This is a genomic window from Klebsiella sp. HMSC16A12 (genome assembly GCF_001808265.1).
GTDB lineage: Bacteria > Pseudomonadota > Gammaproteobacteria > Enterobacterales > Enterobacteriaceae > Klebsiella > Klebsiella pneumoniae.
Map to the genome: position 1 here is coordinate 230,240 of NZ_KV792611.1, position 19,264 is coordinate 249,503.

The window sequence follows — 19,264 nt, forward strand, 5'->3', positions numbered from 1 at the left end:
GAAACACCATGACTGAACATCAACATCAGGCGTCACCTGCCGCCGGAGGTGAAGGCGCGTCACAGCTTAAGCGCGGGCTCAGCGCCCGCCATATCCAGATGATTGCCCTCGGCGGCGCCATCGGCACCGGGCTGTTTATGGGGGCGGGGCGCAACATCGCCGTCGCCGGCACCTCGATCCTGGTTATCTATGTGCTGGTCGGGTTCTTTACCTATATGGTGATGCGGGCGATGGGCGAGCTGCTGCTCACCCGCCATGACTACCGCTCGTTTGCCGACTTTGTCGGCGAGTATCTCGGGCCGCAGGCCAGCTTTTACCTCGGCTGGACCTACTGGCTAAGCTGGGTGGTGACCTGTATCGCCGACGTGGTGGTCTGCGGGAGCTATATGCAGTACTGGTTCCCGGAACTCTCGGCGTGGATGCCGGCCCTCAGCATGCTGGCGATCCTGTTCCTGCTTAACCTGCTGTCGGTGAAAATGTTTGGCGAGGCGGAGTTCTGGTTCGCCCTGATCAAGGTGATCACCATTATCGCCCTGATCGGCACCGGCGGCTGGATGATTGCCACCGGCTGGACCTCCCCGGACGGCGTGACGGCCTCCCTCAGCCATCTCACCGACCCGACGGCCTTTATGCCCCACGGCATCACCGGCTTTTTCGCCGGCTTCCAGATAGCGATCTTCTCCTTTACCGGCATTGAGCTGCTGGGCACCATGACGGCGGAGACCCGCGATCCGCAGCGCATTTTGCCCAAGGCGATCAATGCTCTGCCGCTGCGGATTATCATCTTCTATCTGCTGTCGATGGTGGTGATCATCGCTGTCGCCTCGTGGCCGGGGGTGTCGGCGGAGACCAGCCCCTTCGTGACGCTGTTCGCCAAGGCCGGGCTGCCTGCCGCCGCGGCGGTGATTAACTTTGTGGCGCTGACCTCGGCGATGTCCTCGGCCAACAGCGGGGTCTTCTCCAGCACCCGCATGCTGTACGGCCTGTCGGTGGAGAAGCATGCGCACTGGCAGTTTCGTATCCTGTCGCGCAGTACCCGCATTCCGGTGCGCAGCCTGCTGTTCTCCTGCTTCTGCATGCTGATCGGCACGCTGTTGCTGTTTCTGGTGCCGAACGTGATGACCCTGTTCACCATCGTCTCGACCCTGGCGGCGATTATGGTGGTGTTCAGCTGGGGGATGATCCTCGTGGCCTATCTGGTTTACCGCCGTCAGCGTCCGGACCTGCACGCCGGGTCGATCTTTAAGATGCCCGCCGGGGTAGTGATGAGCTGGGTGAGCCTGCTGTTCTTCGCGTTCGCTATCTTCATCATGATCTTTGACCCGGACACGCTGCTGGCGCTGTTGGCTTCTCCGCTGTGGTTTATCGCGCTGTGGGGCTTCTGGAAGCTGAAGCAGCGGCGCGAGGGGCAGCTTCAGCTGGACAACCAGAGCGCCTGACACCCGCCGGCCCTGGCGGCCGGCTAAGCAGGGGGGAAGACTTGACGCCTGTTTGTGCCCGGTGGCGGCTGGCGCCTTACCGGGCCTACATGCTTACCGGACCTGGGATAAGCGGTTTCCCCCGCGGCGCGATCCCCCCAGGCCCGCGCACGCGCAGCGCCGCCGGGCGGGATAGTCGACTCCGTAGTAGCCCTGGCGGGCTGCGGTCAGGCGCTTTCCGCCCGGGAGGGGGCCGTGCCCAGCGCGGACTTCATCCGGCTGGCGCAGAATATCGCCAGGAGCGAAATCGCCACCGTAACGCCCAGATAAATGGCCACCGGCCGCCAGTCACCGTCATATTTTGCCAGCAGACCGGTGGCGATAAGCGGCGCGGTTCCCCCGGCCAGCGCGGCGCCCAGCTGGTAGCCGAGGGTGATCCCGGTATAGCGCACATTGGCGCTGAAAATCTCAGAGCACAGGGTGCCGAGCACCGCGGTTACCGGCGCCCACAGGATGCCGAAGGCAACGATCGTCGCCAGCATGATGCCCCAGCCGGTGCCGGTGTCGAGCAGCAGGAACCACGGGACGATAAACAGCCCCAGCAGCACCACGCTCAGGGTGTACATCTTTTGCCGACCCACCTTGTCTGACAGCAGCCCCATCAGCGGGATCATCACGGTGGCCACCAGCGCGCCCAGGGTCACGGATTCCAGCGCCTGCGACTTCTGATAGCTCAGGGTGGTGGTGGCGTAGCTGACCACAAAGGTGGAGAAGATATAGAAGGGGGCGGTCTCCACCACTTTCAGGCCGGCGGCGATCAGCACTTCCCGCCAGTGGTGCTTGAGCGTATCGCGCAGCGGGGCCTTCGCCACCTGGCCGGATTTTTTCACCTGCTTAAAGGCGGGCGTTTCGTCGATATCTTTGCGGATCCACAGGCCGAGAAAAACGAGGACGGAGATGAGCAGGAACGGTATGCGCCAGCCCCAGGCGAGAAACTGCGCCTCATCGAACAGCGTCATCAGCGAGACGATAAATGTCGCCATCAACATGCCGATGGTCACCCCGGCCTGGGGAATGCTGCCGAAAAAGCCTTTCCGCTTTTCCGGCGCGTATTCATAGGCCAGCAGCAGCGCGCCGCCCCATTCGCCGCCGATACCCATGCCCTGAATAATGCGCAGGATAATCAGCAGGGCCGGCGCCCAGAGGCCCACCATCTCGTAGGTGGGCAGCAGGCCGATCGCCACCGTGGCGCTGCCCATCAGCGACAGGGTCAGCACCAGCGTCTTCTTGCGGCCGATGCGATCGCCGATATGGGCGAAAATCACGCCGCCGATGGGGCGGATAAAAAACGTCAGCGAGAAGGAGAGCCAGGAGAGGATCAGGCCGATAACCGGGTCGACCATCGGAAAGAAGATTTTGTTGAACACCAGCGCGGCGGCGGTGCCATAGAGAAAATAATCGAACCATTCGATGGCGCTGCCTGTCAGGCTCGCGATCAGTACCTTCTTGTTTTTCTGCAGAATGGATGCAGTGTTGTCTTGTGGATTGCTCATTACGAAACGTTCTCCCGCCACGGTAGATAGGTCAGGTGTCACTCTGTACGAGCAGGGTGCAACCTGATGTGAAAAGGTTGTGTAATTGTTAAGCAACTTAGGGTTGAAGGTTACAATTGGCAAGTTTATGGCTGGCAAACTGGGCGTTATGGCGCGCTTTGAACTGGTATAACCGCGACGCTATTTTTTATTTTCCACCTGATTTTGCTGTTTTTTGTTATTTTCATAGTGAGTTGTTCAGGTGCAACCCGCCTGTTTTTAGATGTTTCTTGTTATTTCAAAATGGTTACAAATCGACGCCGCTATGCCTTCCGGCAGGCGGCGTTTATGATAGCGAAAGCATTCTCTCCGCTCGGCTGAGAGAGGATTAAGGAGACAGAATGGCAGAACAATTTCCTCCGCTGTCGGCAGCGACGCTGGCGGCGGCTAACCAGGTCGGCGCCTGGCTGGCGCAGGACGATCTGGCGACGCTGCCCGCGCTGCCGCAGGTGGACGTGGTAGTGCTGGCCGGCAACGCCGTGATCCCAACCATCGACGCCGCCTGCCGTCTGGCGGCGGCGCAGGCGGTCCCGCTGCTGATCAGCGGCGGCGTGGGACATTCTACGGGCTATCTCTACGAGGCGGTGCGCCAGGATCCCCGTTACCGTACGTTGCCGGTGGATGGCCGCCCGGAAGCGCATATTCTGGCCGACATTGCTCATGACTACTGGCACATCCCCCATTCGCGGCTGGTGGTGGAGGACCAGTCGACCAACTGCGGCGAGAACGCCCGTTTTACCCGGACCACGCTGGAGAACGGGGGGATCCCTCATCGTCGCGGGATCGTCATTCAGGACCCCACCATGCAGCGGCGAACCATGGCCACCTTCGCCCGCGTCTGGCAGGGGGTGACGACGCCGCCACAGTGGCTGAGCTTTCCCGGCTGCTCGCCGGTGCTGGAGCAGACCGATGGTCAACTGGGGTTCGCGGGCGGCGGGGCGGGGCTGTGGCCGGTCGCCCGCTACCTGGCGCTGCTGCTGGGCGAGCTGCCGCGCCTGCAGGATACGCCTGAAGGATACGGTCCGCGGGGGAAAGACTTCATCAGCCACGTCACCTTCCCGCCGGAGATCATCGATGCCTGGCGACAGCTGCGGGAGGACGCCCAGCTTGCCGGGGCGCTGCAGGCCCGCACCCTCGGCTGAAAACTGCCCGTTTGCGGCAGATTTATCGCAAACGGGCAATTTGTGTTATTGGAATGTAACCTCAAGCGGGCATTTTTGGCCCGGTTTTATGAATCAGCTCACAGAACAGCGCCAACGTGCTGCGAAGCCACGGCTTATCCGCCCGATATTTAACAAAAAAATCACTTGTTAAATACAAACGCACTACAGGAGCAGCCATGACAGCACCCGTTCAACACCCGATGTATATTGATGGCCAGTTCGTTTCCGGTCGCGGCGACGGCTGGATCGACGTGCTTAACCCGGCGACCGAAGCGCTGCTGTCGCGGATCCCGGACGGGACTGCCGAAGAGGCGCGGCTGGCGATTGACGCGGCTGAGCGCGCCCAGCCCGCCTGGGAAGCACTGCCGGCGATTGAGCGCGCGGGCTGGCTGCGCAAGATTGCCGCGGGTATCCGCCAGCGTGCTGAAGAGATTGCCGGGCTGATCGTGGCTGAAGGCGGCAAGATCCAGCAGCTGGCGGCGGTGGAAGTCGCATTCACCGCTGACTATCTCGACTATATGGCCGAATGGGCGCGCCGTTACGAAGGCGAGATCGTGCAGAGCGATCGCCCGGGAGAGAATATCCTCGTCTTTAAACGCGCGCTGGGGGTGACCACCGGGATCCTGCCGTGGAACTTCCCGTTCTTTCTTATCGCCCGCAAGCTGGCGCCGGCCCTGATCACCGGGAATACCATCGTCATTAAGCCCAGCGAATTTACGCCCAATAATGCCATCGCCTTTGCCGAGATCGTCCATCAGGTTGGGTTGCCGAAAGGGGTCTTTAACCTGGTGCTTGGCCGCGGAGAAACCGTTGGTCAGGAGCTGGCCGGCAATCCGAAGGTGGCGATGGTTAGCATGACCGGTAGCGTGGCGGCGGGAGAGAAAATTATGGCCGCTGCGGCGAAAAATATCACCAAAGTGTGCCTCGAGCTCGGCGGCAAAGCGCCTGCCATTGTGATGGACGATGCGGATCTGGAGCTGGCGGTGAAAGCGGTGGTGGACTCGCGGGTGATTAACACCGGGCAGGTGTGTAACTTCGTCGAGCGGGTCTATGTTCAGCAGGGCATTTACGACCGCTTCGTCAACCGCCTCGGCGAGGCGATGAAGGCCGTGCAGTTTGGCGACCCGGCGACGCGGGATGACATCGCGATGGGGCCGCTGATCAACGCGGCGGCGCGGGACCAGGTGGCGGGCAAAGTGGCGAAGGCGGTGGCGCAGGGGGCGCGGGTGGCGCTGGGCGGCCAGCCGCTGGAGGGCAAAGGCTATTTTTATCCGCCGACCCTGCTGCTGGATGTGCGTCAGGAGATGGACATTATCCACGAGGAAACCTTCGGGCCGGTGCTGCCGGTGGTGGCGTTTTCGACCCTTGATGAGGCGCTGGCGATGGCCAATGACAGCGACTATGGCCTGACCTCCTCAATCTATACCCGCGATCTGAACGTGGCGATGAAAGCGATTAAGGGACTGAAGTTTGGCGAAACCTATATCAACCGTGAGAACTTTGAGGCGATGCAGGGGTTCCACGCCGGCTGGCGTAAGTCGGGGATCGGCGGCGCAGATGGCCGCCACGGCCTGAATGAGTACCTGCAGACCCAGGTGGTCTATCTGCAGGCCTGAGGCACTCCACACAGAACCGGCGGACAGCGCAGGCTGTCCGCCGTTCACTTAGCGGGCAAATTTCTCCAGCACGCGGATCAGTTGGGTGACAAAGCCGTATTCGTTATCGTACCAGGCGACGGTTTTCACCAGCTGTACGCCGCCGGCCTCCACAATCTCCAGCTGGGTTGCATCGTAGATCGAACCGAAATGGCTGCCGATGATATCGGAAGAGACGATCTCCTCTTCGGTGTAACCAAAGGATTCATTGCCCTCAGCCGCCTGCCTCATCGCCTGATTGACCTCATCCGCAGTCACCTTTTTCTCCAGCACCGATACCAGCTCCGTCACTGAGCCGGTTTTGGTCGGTACGCGCTGGGCATGGCCTTTCAGCTTACCGCTCAGGGCAGGGATCACCAGGCCAATGGCTTTTGCCGCGCCGGTAGTGTGCGGGATAACGTTTTCCGCCGCCGCCCTGGAGGCGCGCAGATCTTTTCCGCGCGGCCCGTCCACCAGCGACTGGGTGCCGGTATAGGCGTGGATGGTGGTCATGGTGCCTACGGTGATGCCGAAGGCATCCTGCAGAACTTTGGCCATCGGCGCCAGGCAGTTGGTGGTGCAGGAGGCCACGGAGATGATGGTGTCATCCGGGGTCAGGGTGTCATCGTTGACGTTGTAGACGATGGTTTTCATCTCGCCGGCGGGGGCGGAAATCAGCACTTTGCGCGCGCCGGCCTGGAGATGGGCTTGCGATTTCTCGGCCGAGGTGTAGAACCCGGTACACTCCACAATCACCTCGGCGCCTGCCGCCTGCCATGGAATATGCTGCGCCTCTTTTTCGGCATACACCGTAATGGTTTTGCCGTTGACGATCAGCGCATCTTCGGTAAAGTCGACGCTCCACGGGAAGGGGCCGTAGTTTGAATCATGCTTCAACAGGTAGGCCAGCACCTTTGGCGAAGTGAGGTCGTTGATAGCCACCACTTCCAGGCTGCTGTCGACTTCTAATAAACGACGTAACACCAGACGTCCGATACGACCAAATCCATTAATCCCAAGTTTACTCATGGATATTCTCCGGTTGGTAAAACGACTCGATGTGATGAAACTCCTCCAGGCTTAGCCCTGTCCCCCTGATTGGTCAACTGACAATCTGTGCGCTATGCCAGGGCCTGCGGGCCGGAGAGGGGAAAAGTGAATGTTTTCCCGGTCTTTTTTGCCCGTGACGGCAGGGAATGATTTTTGTTACCAGAGATGAGGGGGCTGCCTGCTGGCGAAACGACGAAAAGCGTCTATGCTTAACTATTGAATAGCTTAGTAAAAAATTGACGTTAGACGAAGGGAGAGGTTATGGGATTCTGGAGAATCGTTTTCACTATCATTCTGCCGCCGCTGGGTGTGCTGCTGGGAAAAGGCTTCGGCTGGGCGTTTATTCTCAATATCATTTTGACCCTGCTGGGCTATATTCCTGGCCTGATCCACGCCTTTTGGGTGCAGACCCGCGATTAAAGGCTGACCCTCGCCGCCTCCCCCTGAGACCGGTTCAGGGGGGCATCAGGCACTCTTTATATAACAGCGTATTATCCTTCGACCAGTAGTGCCGGGTCTCCTCTTCCAGATCGACGATCCACTTAAACACCCCGGCGCTGGCGAGATCCCGGCAGTACTGTTCAAAGTTAATGGCCCGGGCAAAGTGGCGGATAACGGCGGCCCTGGTCAGACAATGGCTGGCCTCAGCGCGAACGCGCAGCAGCCCGCGGGCGCTTTTTACCGAGACCACCTCGTCGTTTGCCATTACGAAATTCATATTGCCGGTGGAAACAAAATAGATGTAGTAGGAGACCTGATGCCGACGCAGTTCATTGGCGAAGGTGGCATAGTCGGCGTCAGAACGCGCTTGCTCAAAAAAATGACCCAGCCTGACCAGCAGTTCCATTTCGATCCTTATCGTGTCGCTGTGTGCGGCTTTGGCCGATAGCGGCAGAAACCATTCACTAAATAACTTATTCGCATTTTAATAATATAGGCGCGTTATATTAATGGTTATTGCGTAACTGGAACACGGTTTCAAGTGTTACAATCTATTGCAATCGTTTGGCTACCTGGTCAGCGATGCGTAAGCGAACGGCGAGGCGGGAACGAGGAGACAAGCGCCGGCGGGGAAGGCCGCCGGCGGGAAAACGGCGCTACTTCTGAATCAAATAGCGAATGGTTGGGCCATCCTGTTGAATATCCAGCACCGCGTAGCCGTGGTTCCTTGCATCAAGCGGAATGTTATTGATCGACTGCGGACAGTCGCTGACCACTTCGAGGATCTCGCCTTTTTGCAGGGAAGGCATTGCCTCCAGGGTAGCGACCGCCGGATACGGGCAGGGTTCGCCGACCATATCCAGGCGATAATCAGGGATGATGTTTTTCATGCGCTCTCCTTCACGGTCCGGACCGCCGCCTGGCGGCGGAAAAAATGTCTCTCCCAGGCGATCACCAGCAGCAGGGCGATCAGCAGCAGCAGATAGGTGGCCAGTAGTCCGCCAAAGGGACCGAAGGCGTTCAGCAGGTTGACTTTCTGCCAGTGGGTGGCGAGGGGGGCGGCGATATCGTCCCAGCACCAGGCGAGCAGCGTTGAGCCGATGACGTTGCCCAGCCCAACCCACCAGTAGTGAACCTGGCCCTCCACCGCCCGGTACATCCAGCCGGTCTCACAGCCGCCGGCCAGCACGATGCCAAAGCCAAATAGTAGCCCGCCAATCGCCGCATTAGGACCGGCCCACATAATTTTCGGCGCCATCCCCAATTGCACATAGCTGAAGATACCGATGGCGCTCGCCGCCATGCCGAAGATAATCGCCTTCGCCATCACCGTCCGGCCGGTGATCCACATATCGCGAAAGGCGGAGGTAAAGCAGATCTGCGCGCGCTCGATAAGCAGACCAAAGCCAATACCGAACAGCATCGCCAGGCCCAGCGCCGGGTGGTCTGCGGCGGTAAGCAGGCCCCAGCCGATCATGGCGAAAAAGACCACCATCCCCAGGCGGAAACGGCGGCGCGCCTGCTGCGGTTTTTGGGTTAACGGCGAGGCGGTGGACACCTTTTGTATTTTTACCGGGATGCGAAAAAGGGGCAGCAGCGTGAAGCGGGCGCCAAACCAGGAGCCGATGGCGGTGGCGATGGCAAACAGCCAGGCGTGCAGGGAGAACTGCGGAATGCCGGTGAAGAAGGCCGCCAGGTTGCAGCCCATCGCCAGCCGTGCGCCGAACCCGGCGATGATGCCGCCCGCCACGGCCTGCGCAATGCGGATCCGGCTGCGTGGCAGGCGCAGTTTGACGTTATTCGCCCACAGCGCGGCGGCCAGGCAGCCGCCGAACATGCCGATGATCATCCTGCCATCGATGCGGGTCAGCGGCGACCCTTCGAGATGTATCAGCTGGTAATAGCCCCACTGTTCGCTGTGGACGCCCAGCAACTGCAGCAGCTGACCACCCCAGCGGGTGAATTCGCCGGTCACCGCCCAGAAGGTGCCGGTGATGCCAAAATAGTAGGTAGAGAGAATGCCCGCGGCAATGACCGCCGGGACAGGAGACCAGAACCGGATAAGCCAGGCCTGTTTGAAGGATTGCCATGTCATAAAAATGCCTCTGAACTCAGAAGGTATTAACGGTCGATGACCGACCAAAGGGGGCAAATAGTACCCGCCTTAGCGCCTGCTTTCTCTGTTTTGGATCAAGGCCCTACGCTTGCGTCAGCACGGCAACCAGCGCCAGCAGCGCGGGCAGCGCCTGAATATAGAGAATTTTGCGGCTGGCGGTCAGCGCGCCGAAAATCCCGGCGGCCAGCACGCAGGCCAGGAAAAAGATAACCACCTGCACCCCCGGCGCCCCCAGCCACAGCCCCCATGCCAGGCCGGCGGCCAGAAAGCCGTTATACAAGCCCTGGTTGGCCGCCAGCACCCGGGTCTGCCGGGCGAAATCGGCGCTGAGGTTAAAGGCCCGGCGCCCGGCGGGGGCTTCCCAGAGAAACATCTCCAGCACCAGGATGGCGAGATGAATAATAGCGACCAGCGCAACGAGGAGAGTGGCTAACACAGCGGTCCTTAACGATCAGGGGAATGTTTCTCCAGTATAACCGCAGGCGCTCACCAGGCGAGAGGGCGACTGCTATAGTGCAGATAGCGTCATATTTTCCCGCCGCGAAGAGCGTCGGTTTATCTGATTGCCCTTTGGTTTAGCTAAGCGGTGCTAGCATGCCGGGTTCTTTTTACGGGTATGGCATAGGTTACTGAATGGTAAATAAATTATGGATTTTGTTATCAGCGCTACTAATGGTTGCCATGCCGTCGGCGCAGGCCGGGGAATTAAACCTCTATTCGATGAATACCGGTTCCTATGTCTATCATATGACGGGTAACCACGGACAATATAACGAACATTTCAATAACAACTTTTTCTCGGTGGAGCGCAAGTTTTCTCAGGATTCAAAATACAGCGTGCTGGTCGGAACGATGAAAAACAGCTTTGACGATCGTTGCCTGACCCTCGGCGTGCGCCGCGACTGGCTGAAAAACGATACCGGCTGGGTACTGAAAGGGGTGTATGCCTATACCGGGGAATTTTTCTTTGATGCCTTCAGCCACTGTGGGGATTCCGGCACCTACCGCACCGCCAAAAAAATCACCGGCATCGGTTTTTCGCCCTACCTCTATCATGGCCTGCAATATAATTTCACCGATTATTTCGGTGTGGAAGGCGGCATTATTGTGCCGGCGATCTTTGTGATGAGTGTTCAGTGGAGCTTTCGCTAGACGCTTTATTTCCCGGGAAAAGAGCAGGCCACCACAGGTGGCCTGATACTAACGACCTGGCGGCAGGAATTAATGGAAGCCGAGACGGATCAGATCCAACGGGCAGAAGCGGCCCTCGCAGCCGTCGATTTCAACGCAGTCCGCCCGGCGCAGCTGCTCAGCGGTTTTCCCCTCGCCATGGATAGCTTTAATCACGCCCGTCGTCCCGTTACCGGCGATCATTACCATGCTGCCGGTAGCAATAGCGTTACGATTACGGTCATAGGTTTTCATGGTCTCCTCCTCAATAAACCTGGGTGAAAGCAATGATTAAGCGCGCAAATTAATACCGCTTTCTGCCTAAAAAAGTTTTGAGGATAATCAAATTTATTTTAATAACCACCTGAGCATAAAGGCAAGAAGACCTTCCGTTCGCCTCCATCGCATCGCCTGCGCGGCGAGGGGATGAAGCGTGATACTGGCCGTCATATGTCAGCCAGGTTACTGTTTTATGACCAGATTATTAACCTTGCCAGCCCGCGGAAAATAGCGAAAGATGGCACTATTCGGGCATCAACGGTGCCAGTGCCTGTCCTGAGGGAGCCATGAGTCAAGACGTCACCGCGAAGATGTTAAAGCCCGATTTTGATAGTGAAGTTTCCGGCCTGGTGCATGGCTATTTGTTTCATGAACAGCGCCCCCCGCAGCCGATCGCCTCTGGCGAGGTCTGCGCCCGCTATCAGGCGCTCGCCGATGACAAGGCGTTTATCTGGTTACACCTGAATCTTAATCATGCCACCGCCGAGAAATGGTTAACCAGCCACTTTCCGGTGGCCGATTTTTTCTTCGAGGAGATCCGCAGCGGCTCGCACACCACCCGCATTGAGCGACAGGGGGAAAATCTGTTCGCTGTGCTTAACGATGTGCTGTTTCGTCCGCAGGATACCAGCGCGGAAACCGCCACGCTGTGGCTCTACTGTAGCCCCAGGCTGGTGGTGACGGCGCGCTTCAAACCGTTGCGGTTTATCGAATGGATGCTGCCGCGCTTGCAGACGCTCAGGGTGAACACGTCTACTGAGCTGCTGGCCTTTCTGCTGGAGGAGCAGGAGGAGGTGCTGGAGCAGGTCGTCCGCCAGGCCAGCCGCCATGTTGACCTTATTGAAGAGCGTCTTCTGAGCAATCACGTGCAGCGCAACCGGGCCGATCTGGCGCGGCTACGGCGGATGCTTTTACGCTTCCAGCGGCTGCTGGCGCCGGAGCCGGCGGCGATGTTCCGGCTGCTTAACCGGCCGCCGGCGTGGATGGATCGCGCGGTGGTGCAGGCGTTTCGTCAGTTCACCGAAGAGTTTAGCGTGGTGCTTAACGATCTGTCGGGCCTGATCGAGCGCATCAGTCTGCTGCAGGAGGAGATTGGCGCCCGCCAGCTGGAGCAGAGCAATCGCACCCTCTATACCCTGACGGTGATCACCGTCCTCGCGCTGCCGATTAACATCGTCGCCGGTTTCTTCGGCATGAACGTCGGTGGGATCCCGCTGGCAAGCAACCACCACGGGTTTATCCTGCTGGTGGTGATTGTCGCTGTCTTTACCCTCGGCGCCGGTTACCTGGCGTTTCGCCGGCGCGATGACCTGTAGATTGCGCGTCGAATCAGCTGAGGCTGCGCAGGGCGGCAATCAGTCCTTCGACACCGCGTTCCAGCTTCTCGCGTGGGCAGCCGACGTTGAGTCGCAGAAAGCCGTTGCCCTCAGGACCATAGGTATAACCCGGCATAATCGCCACCTTCTGTTCGGCGATCAGCGCCTGCTGTAGCGCGCGATCGTCAACGTTGAGCGGGCGCAGGTCGATCCATGCCAGGTAGGTGGCCTCCGGCGGCTGCCAGCAGAGCGCGGGGAAGGCGTTGTTGAGCGTGTCGGCGACATAGCGCATATTCGCCTGCAGGTAGTCGCGCAGGGCATCGAGCCAGGGAGCCCCGTCGCGGTAGGCGGCGATATGGGCGACCAGCGCCGGCACGGAAGGGGAAGAGAGCCCGTCGCGACCCTTTAGCGCCTGCAGGTAGCTGTCGCGCTCGTTCTCTTCGGGGATAAAGCCGTAGGCCCCGGTAAAGGCCGGAATATTGAAGCTCTTCGAACCGGAGGTGAACAGCGCCCATGGTCCCTGAGCGACCTCGCTCCACGGGATATGGCGGTGTTCGCTCCAGGTCATGTCCATATGAATTTCGTCGCTAATCACCCTGACGCCATGTTTTTGACACAGGGCCGCCATGGTCTCCAGCTCCTCGCGACGCCAGACTTTCCCCGTTGGGTTGTGCGGGCTGCACAGCAGCAGCAGGGTATTCTTTGGCTCCGCCAGCGCCGCCTCCAGGCGGTCCATATCGCAGCGCCACCGATTATCCTTCAGGATCAATGGCACCGGGGCAATCCGCCGCCGGTTAGCGGTGATGGTGTTATAGAACGCATCGTAGGCAGGGGTGTGGACCACGACGCCGTCGCCTTCTTTCGACCACTGGCGGATGGTTTCCGCCACCATGTAGATAACCGACGGTCCGTAGACCACAGATTGCGGATCGATGTCGCTGTTAAAGCGGCTGGCGTACCAGTGGGCAATCGCCCCGAGAAACGCCTCGTTGCGCCAGCGGCTGTAGCCGAACACCCCGTGGGCCAGCCGCTGGCTGACGGCGTCGAGAATACAGGGCGCGGTGGCGAAATCCATATCGGAAATAGTGAACGGCAGCAGATCGGCGGCGCCAAACCGGTCGGCGACATAGTCCCATTGCGTGCACCAGGTGCCGTGGCGATCGATAGGGGTGGCAAAATCAAACATTGGAGCTTCCTTAGCGAGCGCCCCCTCCGTAGCGGAGGGGGACTAGTGGGATCAGGCCTGCACGGTATTCATCAGCGTGGCCATCTCATCTTTTACCGACTGTACCTGCGGGCCAATAACCACCTGCAAATTATGCTGGTTGAGCTGTACCACCCCGATGGCGCGATGGGCTTTCAGCGCGGCGGCGTCCACTTTGCTCATATCGTGCACCGACAGGCGCAGACGGGTAATGCAGTTATCCAGCGAAACAATGTTCTCTGCGCCGCCGAGCGCCGCCAGAATCGCCGGTACGTTATACCCGGATTTGCCGATGGTACCGGCGACGGCTTTCTCCACGCTGGCGGCAGTGTCGACGTCGCGGCCCGGCGTTTTCAGATTGAAGCGGGTGATGGCGAAGCGGAAGATGGCATAGTAGACCGCGAACCAGATAGCCGCCACTACCGGCACCAGATACCACTTGGTCGCCAGGCCATGCAGAATGCCAAACACCACGAAGTCGATGATATTGCCGTCGGTGTTGCCGATGGTTACCCCGAGCACCGCCATGATGGTAAAGCCGAGACCGGTCAGCAGCGCGTGGATGACATACAGGACCGGCGCGACAAACAAGAACAAGAACTCCAGCGGCTCGGTGGTGCCGCCGACCACGCAGGCGATGACCCCGGAGATCAGCAGGCCTTTAATTTTATGTCGGTTTTCCGGACGGGCGCAGTGGTACATCGCCAGCGCGGCTCCCGGCAGGCCGCCGAGGAATGCCGGCATTTTACCCTGCGACAGGAAACGGGTGGCGCTTTCGGCGAACCCGTGGGTCGTCGGACAGCTCAGCTGCGCCTGAAAGATGGTCAGCGCGCCGCTGACGCTGTGGCCGCAGACGTCGAGGGTGCCGCCGGCTTCGGTAAAGCGGATCAGCGCCACCAGAATATGGTGCAGGCCAAACGGTAGCAGCAGTCGCTCGCCGGTGCCAAAGATCATCGGCCCAAAATCCCCGGCGCTGTTGATCATCTTCCCGAGGGCGTTGATCCCCATAGCGAAGACTGGCCACACCAGCGGGATCGCCAGCCCAACCAGCCCCAGCACCACGGTGGTGACGATCGGCACGAAGCGGGTGCCGCCGAAGAAGGCCAGGGCGTCCGGCAGGCGAATGTTATGGAAGCGTTCATGCAGCAGCCAGACGATAATTCCGGCGATCACCGCCCCGAGGATCCCGGTATCGATTGACGGAATGCCGATAATGTTCTGGATATTGTTGGCCTTCAGGATCGCGGCGTCGGTGGTGGGCAGAATACCCTTCGCGGTCAGCCAGAAGTTGACCGCCAGGTTCATGACCGCGTAGCCAACGAAGCCGGCGAAGGCGGCGACGCCTTTGTTCTCTCGCGCCAGACCCAGCGGGATGGCGATACAAAACATGACCGGCAGGAAGCTGAAGGCAAAGGAGCCGACCTTGCTCATCCAGATAAAGATGGCCTGCAGCAGCGGCATATCCAGCCACGGCAGCAGAGTCAAAACATCGTGACTGCTTAGCGAGCTGCCGATCCCCAGCATGATCCCGCAAAACGAGAGCAACGCTACGGGCAGCATGAAGGTTTTTCCCAGCTGCTGGAAAAATTCCCATAAGGTGATTTTTGGTGCTGTTTTCGCCGTCATAGCACGGTTCCTGATTCATAAGTGGTCGGGAGAACTAACGCCACGGCAAGATAAAACGTTTTACCACTTTTTAGTGCGATAAAAATCACATATTCAAGCGATAATAAGGTTTATAAAGATCGCACAATGATAAAACGATTTATCGACAGGCAAGGGAGTCAGCCAGCAGGTTATGGCAATCGCAAAAAAGATCACCATCAATGATGTGGCGCTGGCTGCCGGCGTCTCCGTGAGTACCGTTTCACTGGTACTGAGCGGCAAAGGGCGCATCTCCAGCGCCACCGGCGAGCGGGTTAATCAGGCTATCGAACAGCTGGGATTTGTGCGCAATCGTCAGGCGGCCTCGCTGCGCGGTGGGCAGAGCGGGGTGATTGGCCTTATCGTCAGCGACCTGTCAAAACCGTTTTATGCTGAATTAACCGCCGGCCTCACCGATGCCCTGGAGAGGCAGGGGAAAATGGTATTTCTCACCCAGGGAGGCCGCAGCGGCGAGAAGATGGCCCAGCGGTTTGATACGCTGGCGGCGCAGGGGGTGGACGGGGTGATTATCGCCGGGGCGATCGACCGCGGGAGCGAGCTGCGCGAGCGTGCGGCGGAGGCGGGGGTGCCGCTGGTGTTTGCTTCCCGCGCCAGCTATCTTGACGATGTCGACCTGATCCGCCCGGACAACATGCAGGCGGCGCAGCTGGTGACGGAGCATCTTATCCGCCGCGGCCATCAGCGGATCGCCTGGCTCGGCGGGCAGAGTGCTTCGCTGACGCGCGCCGAGCGGGTCGGCGGCTATTGCGCCACCTTGCTGAAATACGGCCTGCCGTTTCACAGCGAATGGGTGCTGGAGTGCGAGTCCAGCCAGAAGCAGGCGGCGGAGGCGATGACCGGCCTGCTGCGCCAGAATCCGACCATTACCGCGGTGCTGTGCTACAACAACGTGGTAGCCACCGGCGCGTGGTTCGGTCTGTTACGGGCTGGAAGACAGAGCGGGGAAGATGGCGTCGAGAGCTACTTTGAGCAGCGGGTGGCGCTGGCGGCGTTTGCCGACGTGCCGGAGGCCGCCCTCGACGACCTGCCCCTCACCTGGGTGACCACCCCGGCGCGGGAGATGGGGAAAAGCCTGGCGGATTCGATGCTGCGGCGGCTGGAAGAGGGGACTGGCGAGACGCGAAACCAGATTATGCCCCCGCGGCTGGTGACGCGAAAATGAGGGAGACGGCGCGCGCTGGCCGTCTCCTGTACCGATAAGTTACGGCTGCGGGGGGGCGTCGTCCTGCTGAGGAGCGGCGTCATCCTGCTGCGGCTGGCCTTCCTGCGGCGCGCTGTCCGGCAGCGAAGGCGCTTCCAGACCAAACATCGCGGCAAAATCTTGCAGCGGCATTTTCTGTCCGTTCAGCGTCACCTGGCCGTTCGCGTACTGCAGACTGCTGCTGATGGCGTTATCTTCCATGGTGGTAATGCGGAACATCTGGCCCATCGCCGCCAGGCCTTTGACCTGCTGATCGGCAAGCTTGGCGGCATCGGCCGGCTGATAGCCTTCCAGACCGGCGATCTTAGTCATAAACTCCGTCGCCATATCCACCGGGATCACCACTTTGCCGTCCAGGGACTGCACCACGCGATCCAGGCTGTCCGCCAGGGTCTGCGGCGGAGCGGTCACCTGGGCCGGATCTTTCAGCAGAACCGAGAGGTTGAGGGTGCTTTCGCCTTTGGCATTGCGCCAGCTCAGCGGAGAGATGGTCACCGACGGGTTGCCTTTGAGCAGGATCGGCAGCGCATTGAACAGCGTTTCGGTGAGGGCCTGCTGATACAGCTCCGGATTCTGCGCCAGCTCCGGTTTCGCCAGCAGCGCCTGAGACTGCGCGCTGTACTGCTGACTGAACTGGTGCCACGCCTGACCGTCGACGTTATCCACTTTCAGCGTGAGTTTGCCGCTGCCCATATCCTGCCCCTGCAGCTTGAGGCTGTTGACGGTGTAGTTCACCTGGCTGTTCACGCCTTTGCCGTCCTGGGTCAGCGTCGAGCCGCCGTCCAGCGCCATGCCGTCGATCAGCGCCAGCTCTTTGCCTTCGACGCTGATGGCCAGTTTATCGAGGGTCATTTTTTGCTGGCCGATACGTTCGTTGAAGCTAGCCAGCTCGGTGGCGCCGTCGGTGGTCAGGTTGACGAAGCGCAGCTGTACCTTCTGATTATATTCGTTGAGCGCATCGATCTGCCCGCTGCCGGCCTGGCCCTTCAGGCTGATGTTTTTGCCGTCGCGGTCGGCGTCGAGCTGGAACTGACCGCCGCTGAAGGTGACTTTCTCATCGCCTTTAGCGTAGTCGAGGGCGTTAAGGACGATAGCCGACTGGCTGTCGCCGCTGTAGGCAATGCGCGTATCGACGGTAAAGGGGGTGTCGCCTTTGGCTATCTCGAACAGCGCCTGGCTGGCGTCGTTTTTCACCAGCGTGGTGTGGACGGAAGCCATTGCCGGCGCCAGATTAAAGGCTTTTAACGAGGCCAGCGGGAAGGGGCCATGATCGACCACTTCGTCAAGCACCACGCTCTGCCCGGCGGCCAGCCAGCCGTTAGCCTGACCAGCGATCGGCTTCACCACCAGCTGCAGATGGCTGCTGAACAGCCCGCGCTGGTAGTCCTGATAGCTCAGCTCCAGACCTGACTCCGGCGCGCTGCTGCGCAGCTGGGCGTTTGCCTGCTGCACCATATCGGCGATCCGGCCTTCCAGCTGTTTACCAGTGAACCAGGCGCCGCCTGTCCATACCACGCCCAGCGCCACGATGACTCCTGCTGCGACCAGCGATTTTTTCATAGCATTTATCCATAAATGAAGCCAGGCGGAGAGACCGCCTGGCTGAGTTATCACCAACAGTAAGCGCGACCTTAAGGGTCAGTCGCTTACTGGAGCTTATTGAAAACGCGCGCCACGCGGCCGCGGCCGCTGATCTGCACCGGCGATTCACTGGCGGCCACGAATGCCGACTCGCCCGGCTTGAGGGTCAGGCTCTGGTCGCCTTTGCGCAGTACGGCTTCACCGTCGACGCAGAACACGATCGCCGCGCTTGCCTGGGCCAGATCGCTGGCCTCGGCGGAGAGGTCATGCAGGGAGAAGGCAAAATCTTCCACCGGGATCGGGAAGTCGAGTTCCGCGCCGTGACGCTGCGGCTGGGTCAACAGCTCACCCGCCGGTTTAGCCTCGAACTTGACGTTAGCAACCAGCTCAGGAATATCAATGTATTTCGGCGTCAGGCCGGCGCGCAGTACGTTATCCGAGTTGGCCATCACCTCCAGCGCCACCCCCTGCAGATAGGCGTGCGGCGTTTCAGCAAACAGGAACATCGCTTCGCCTGGGTTCAGCTTCACCACGTTCAGCAGCAGCGGGGAGAAGAGGCCGCTGTCGTCCGGATAGAATTCCGCGATCAGGCGGATAGTCTGCCACGGTTCGCCTTGTTCGCGGGCCAGTACGTCGCGCAGCACCTGCAGCGCCTTGGCCTTTTCCTCACCCTGCATATTTAGCAGGCTGGCAAACAGCTGGCTCAGGTGAGTCGCGTCCGGCTGCTGCAGGAAGGCGCCGATTGCCGGATGCGCGCTAGCCACCGGCTGCAGCAGGGTGACAATCTCGCTGAACTCGCGAAATGCATTCATCGCCAGGAACGGCGTCAGGGCAAAAACCAGCTCCGGTTTGTGGTTCGGATCTTTGTAGTTACGCTCGGCGGCGGAGAGCGGGATACCGGCGGCGTTCTCGCGGGCGAAACCTTCTTCCGAGGCCTGCTTGTTGGGATGCACCTGAATTGAGAGCGGCTGAGCGGCGCACAGTACCTTAAACAGGAACGGCAGTTCACCAAAGCGGGCGGCAACCTTGTCGCCGAGCAGAGCGGCTTTATCCGCGTCAATCACCTCGCGCAGTGAACGCGGCTGGCCGTCGGCCGCCAGGATCTGCGAGCTGCTCTTCGGATGCGCCCCCATCCACAGCTCTGCCATCGGCAGATTGTCCGGGTTGGCGATGCCATACAGTTCAGTTAAGGCGGTGTGGCTTCCCCATGCATAGTTCTGCACGGCGTTAATCAGCTTTTGCATTCTCAATCCCTGTTTCAAACAAAGTAAATTTTATCGCCCTATTAAACCAGCAAACGGTGGAGAAGCAACTGCTGAAAGAAAAAGTCGTCCTTGTCTCAGTTTTTGTTAAAAAATTGTGTAAGATTGTTCGACTCGCTTTTCTACAGGCACATGGAGTCCCTGCCTGAAACATAATCAGCCAAAGCAGTAA

At 59.7% G+C, this 19,264-nt stretch carries 19 protein-coding genes; 7 read left to right on the forward strand and 12 right to left on the reverse strand.

The window, feature by feature from the left end; translation table 11 throughout:
• The first annotated feature begins 8 nt into the window (after positions 1-8).
• Complete coding sequence (locus tag HMPREF3140_RS14320; RefSeq protein ID WP_002903059.1) at positions 9-1,439, forward strand: amino acid permease; 1,431 nt, start codon at positions 9-11, stop codon at positions 1,437-1,439.
• A gap of 206 nt (positions 1,440-1,645) precedes the next feature.
• Here the strand turns inward: HMPREF3140_RS14320 and HMPREF3140_RS14325 are convergent, their stop codons facing one another.
• Positions 1,646-2,971 carry an MFS transporter gene (locus HMPREF3140_RS14325; protein WP_032411430.1) on the reverse strand — a complete coding sequence of 442 codons (1,326 nt, stop codon included), beginning with the start codon at positions 2,969-2,971 and terminating at the stop codon, positions 1,646-1,648.
• 380 nt (positions 2,972-3,351) lie between these two features.
• On the opposite strand from HMPREF3140_RS14325, the gene HMPREF3140_RS14330 reads away from it, so the two are divergent.
• On the forward strand, positions 3,352-4,152 hold the full coding sequence (locus HMPREF3140_RS14330) for a YdcF family protein (RefSeq protein ID WP_070553018.1): 801 nt from the start codon (positions 3,352-3,354) through the stop codon (positions 4,150-4,152).
• A gap of 61 nt (positions 4,153-4,213) precedes the next feature.
• Here HMPREF3140_RS14330 and HMPREF3140_RS28830 read toward each other — a convergent pair whose 3' ends face one another.
• Complete coding sequence (locus HMPREF3140_RS28830) at positions 4,214-4,351, reverse strand: hypothetical protein (RefSeq protein ID WP_020803977.1); 138 nt, start codon at positions 4,349-4,351, stop codon at positions 4,214-4,216.
• On the opposite strand from HMPREF3140_RS28830, the gene aldA reads away from it, so the two are divergent.
• The gene (gene aldA, locus HMPREF3140_RS14340; protein WP_032411434.1) at positions 4,350-5,789 is read left to right on the forward strand and encodes an aldehyde dehydrogenase; all 1,440 of its coding nucleotides are present in this window, start codon (positions 4,350-4,352) and stop codon (positions 5,787-5,789) included. The genes HMPREF3140_RS28830 and aldA overlap by 2 nt on opposite strands.
• Before the next feature lie 48 nt (positions 5,790-5,837).
• Here the strand turns inward: aldA and gap are convergent, their stop codons facing one another.
• Positions 5,838-6,836 carry a type I glyceraldehyde-3-phosphate dehydrogenase gene (gene gap, locus HMPREF3140_RS14345; RefSeq protein ID WP_002903227.1) on the reverse strand — a complete coding sequence of 333 codons (999 nt, stop codon included), beginning with the start codon at positions 6,834-6,836 and terminating at the stop codon, positions 5,838-5,840.
• Positions 6,837-7,118: 282 nt separating this feature from the next.
• Between gap and HMPREF3140_RS14350 the strand changes: the two genes are divergently transcribed.
• A complete protein-coding gene (locus HMPREF3140_RS14350; RefSeq protein ID WP_002903230.1) occupies positions 7,119-7,277 on the forward strand; it encodes a YqaE/Pmp3 family membrane protein in 159 nt (52 codons plus the stop codon).
• Between the two features lie 34 nt (positions 7,278-7,311).
• Here the strand turns inward: HMPREF3140_RS14350 and HMPREF3140_RS14355 are convergent, their stop codons facing one another.
• From HMPREF3140_RS14355 to HMPREF3140_RS14370, 4 genes are all read right to left on the reverse strand, one after another.
• Complete coding sequence (locus tag HMPREF3140_RS14355; RefSeq protein ID WP_004224558.1) at positions 7,312-7,704, reverse strand: DUF1398 domain-containing protein; 393 nt, start codon at positions 7,702-7,704, stop codon at positions 7,312-7,314.
• A 250-nt stretch (positions 7,705-7,954) separates the two neighbouring features.
• Entirely contained in the window at positions 7,955-8,188 is a 234-nt protein-coding gene (yedF, locus tag HMPREF3140_RS14360; RefSeq protein ID WP_032411435.1) for a sulfurtransferase-like selenium metabolism protein YedF, read from the reverse strand.
• Positions 8,185-9,393, reverse strand: a complete 1,209-nt coding sequence (gene yedE / locus HMPREF3140_RS14365) for a selenium metabolism membrane protein YedE/FdhT (protein ID WP_004183873.1) — start codon at positions 9,391-9,393, stop codon at positions 8,185-8,187. The genes yedF and yedE overlap by 4 nt, the downstream gene beginning before the upstream one ends.
• A gap of 103 nt (positions 9,394-9,496) precedes the next feature.
• The gene (locus HMPREF3140_RS14370; protein ID WP_002903236.1) at positions 9,497-9,850 is read right to left on the reverse strand and encodes a DUF1304 domain-containing protein; all 354 of its coding nucleotides are present in this window, start codon (positions 9,848-9,850) and stop codon (positions 9,497-9,499) included.
• A gap of 236 nt (positions 9,851-10,086) precedes the next feature.
• On the opposite strand from HMPREF3140_RS14370, the gene HMPREF3140_RS14375 reads away from it, so the two are divergent.
• On the forward strand, positions 10,087-10,566 hold the full coding sequence (locus HMPREF3140_RS14375) for a hypothetical protein (protein WP_004179667.1): 480 nt from the start codon (positions 10,087-10,089) through the stop codon (positions 10,564-10,566).
• A gap of 69 nt (positions 10,567-10,635) precedes the next feature.
• On the opposite strand, the gene ydfZ is transcribed toward HMPREF3140_RS14375, so the two are convergent.
• On the reverse strand, positions 10,636-10,839 hold the full coding sequence (gene ydfZ / locus HMPREF3140_RS14380; RefSeq protein ID WP_004151566.1) for a putative selenium delivery protein YdfZ: 204 nt from the start codon (positions 10,837-10,839) through the stop codon (positions 10,636-10,638).
• 311 nt (positions 10,840-11,150) lie between these two features.
• On the opposite strand from ydfZ, the gene HMPREF3140_RS14385 reads away from it, so the two are divergent.
• Positions 11,151-12,179, forward strand: a complete 1,029-nt coding sequence (locus HMPREF3140_RS14385) for a CorA family divalent cation transporter (protein WP_004179669.1) — start codon at positions 11,151-11,153, stop codon at positions 12,177-12,179.
• A gap of 13 nt (positions 12,180-12,192) precedes the next feature.
• Here HMPREF3140_RS14385 and HMPREF3140_RS14390 read toward each other — a convergent pair whose 3' ends face one another.
• Together HMPREF3140_RS14390 and malX are read right to left on the reverse strand one after the other, a co-directional pair.
• Positions 12,193-13,365 carry a MalY/PatB family protein gene (locus HMPREF3140_RS14390; RefSeq protein WP_025368164.1) on the reverse strand — a complete coding sequence of 391 codons (1,173 nt, stop codon included), beginning with the start codon at positions 13,363-13,365 and terminating at the stop codon, positions 12,193-12,195.
• A gap of 51 nt (positions 13,366-13,416) precedes the next feature.
• Positions 13,417-15,009, reverse strand: a complete 1,593-nt coding sequence (gene malX / locus HMPREF3140_RS14395; protein WP_032411437.1) for a maltose/glucose-specific PTS transporter subunit IIBC — start codon at positions 15,007-15,009, stop codon at positions 13,417-13,419.
• Between the two features lie 172 nt (positions 15,010-15,181).
• Between malX and HMPREF3140_RS14400 the strand changes: the two genes are divergently transcribed.
• Positions 15,182-16,210: a Mal regulon transcriptional regulator MalI gene (locus HMPREF3140_RS14400; RefSeq protein WP_004148253.1), complete on the forward strand. Its 1,029-nt coding sequence runs from the start codon at positions 15,182-15,184 to the stop codon at positions 16,208-16,210.
• A 39-nt stretch (positions 16,211-16,249) separates the two neighbouring features.
• Here the strand turns inward: HMPREF3140_RS14400 and HMPREF3140_RS14405 are convergent, their stop codons facing one another.
• Together HMPREF3140_RS14405 and manA are read right to left on the reverse strand one after the other, a co-directional pair.
• Positions 16,250-17,809 carry a YdgA family protein gene (locus HMPREF3140_RS14405; protein ID WP_021314121.1) on the reverse strand — a complete coding sequence of 520 codons (1,560 nt, stop codon included), beginning with the start codon at positions 17,807-17,809 and terminating at the stop codon, positions 16,250-16,252.
• An 86-nt stretch (positions 17,810-17,895) separates the two neighbouring features.
• A complete protein-coding gene (manA, locus tag HMPREF3140_RS14410) occupies positions 17,896-19,074 on the reverse strand; it encodes a mannose-6-phosphate isomerase (RefSeq protein ID WP_004176341.1) in 1,179 nt (392 codons plus the stop codon).
• Positions 19,075-19,264 lie beyond the last annotated feature (190 nt).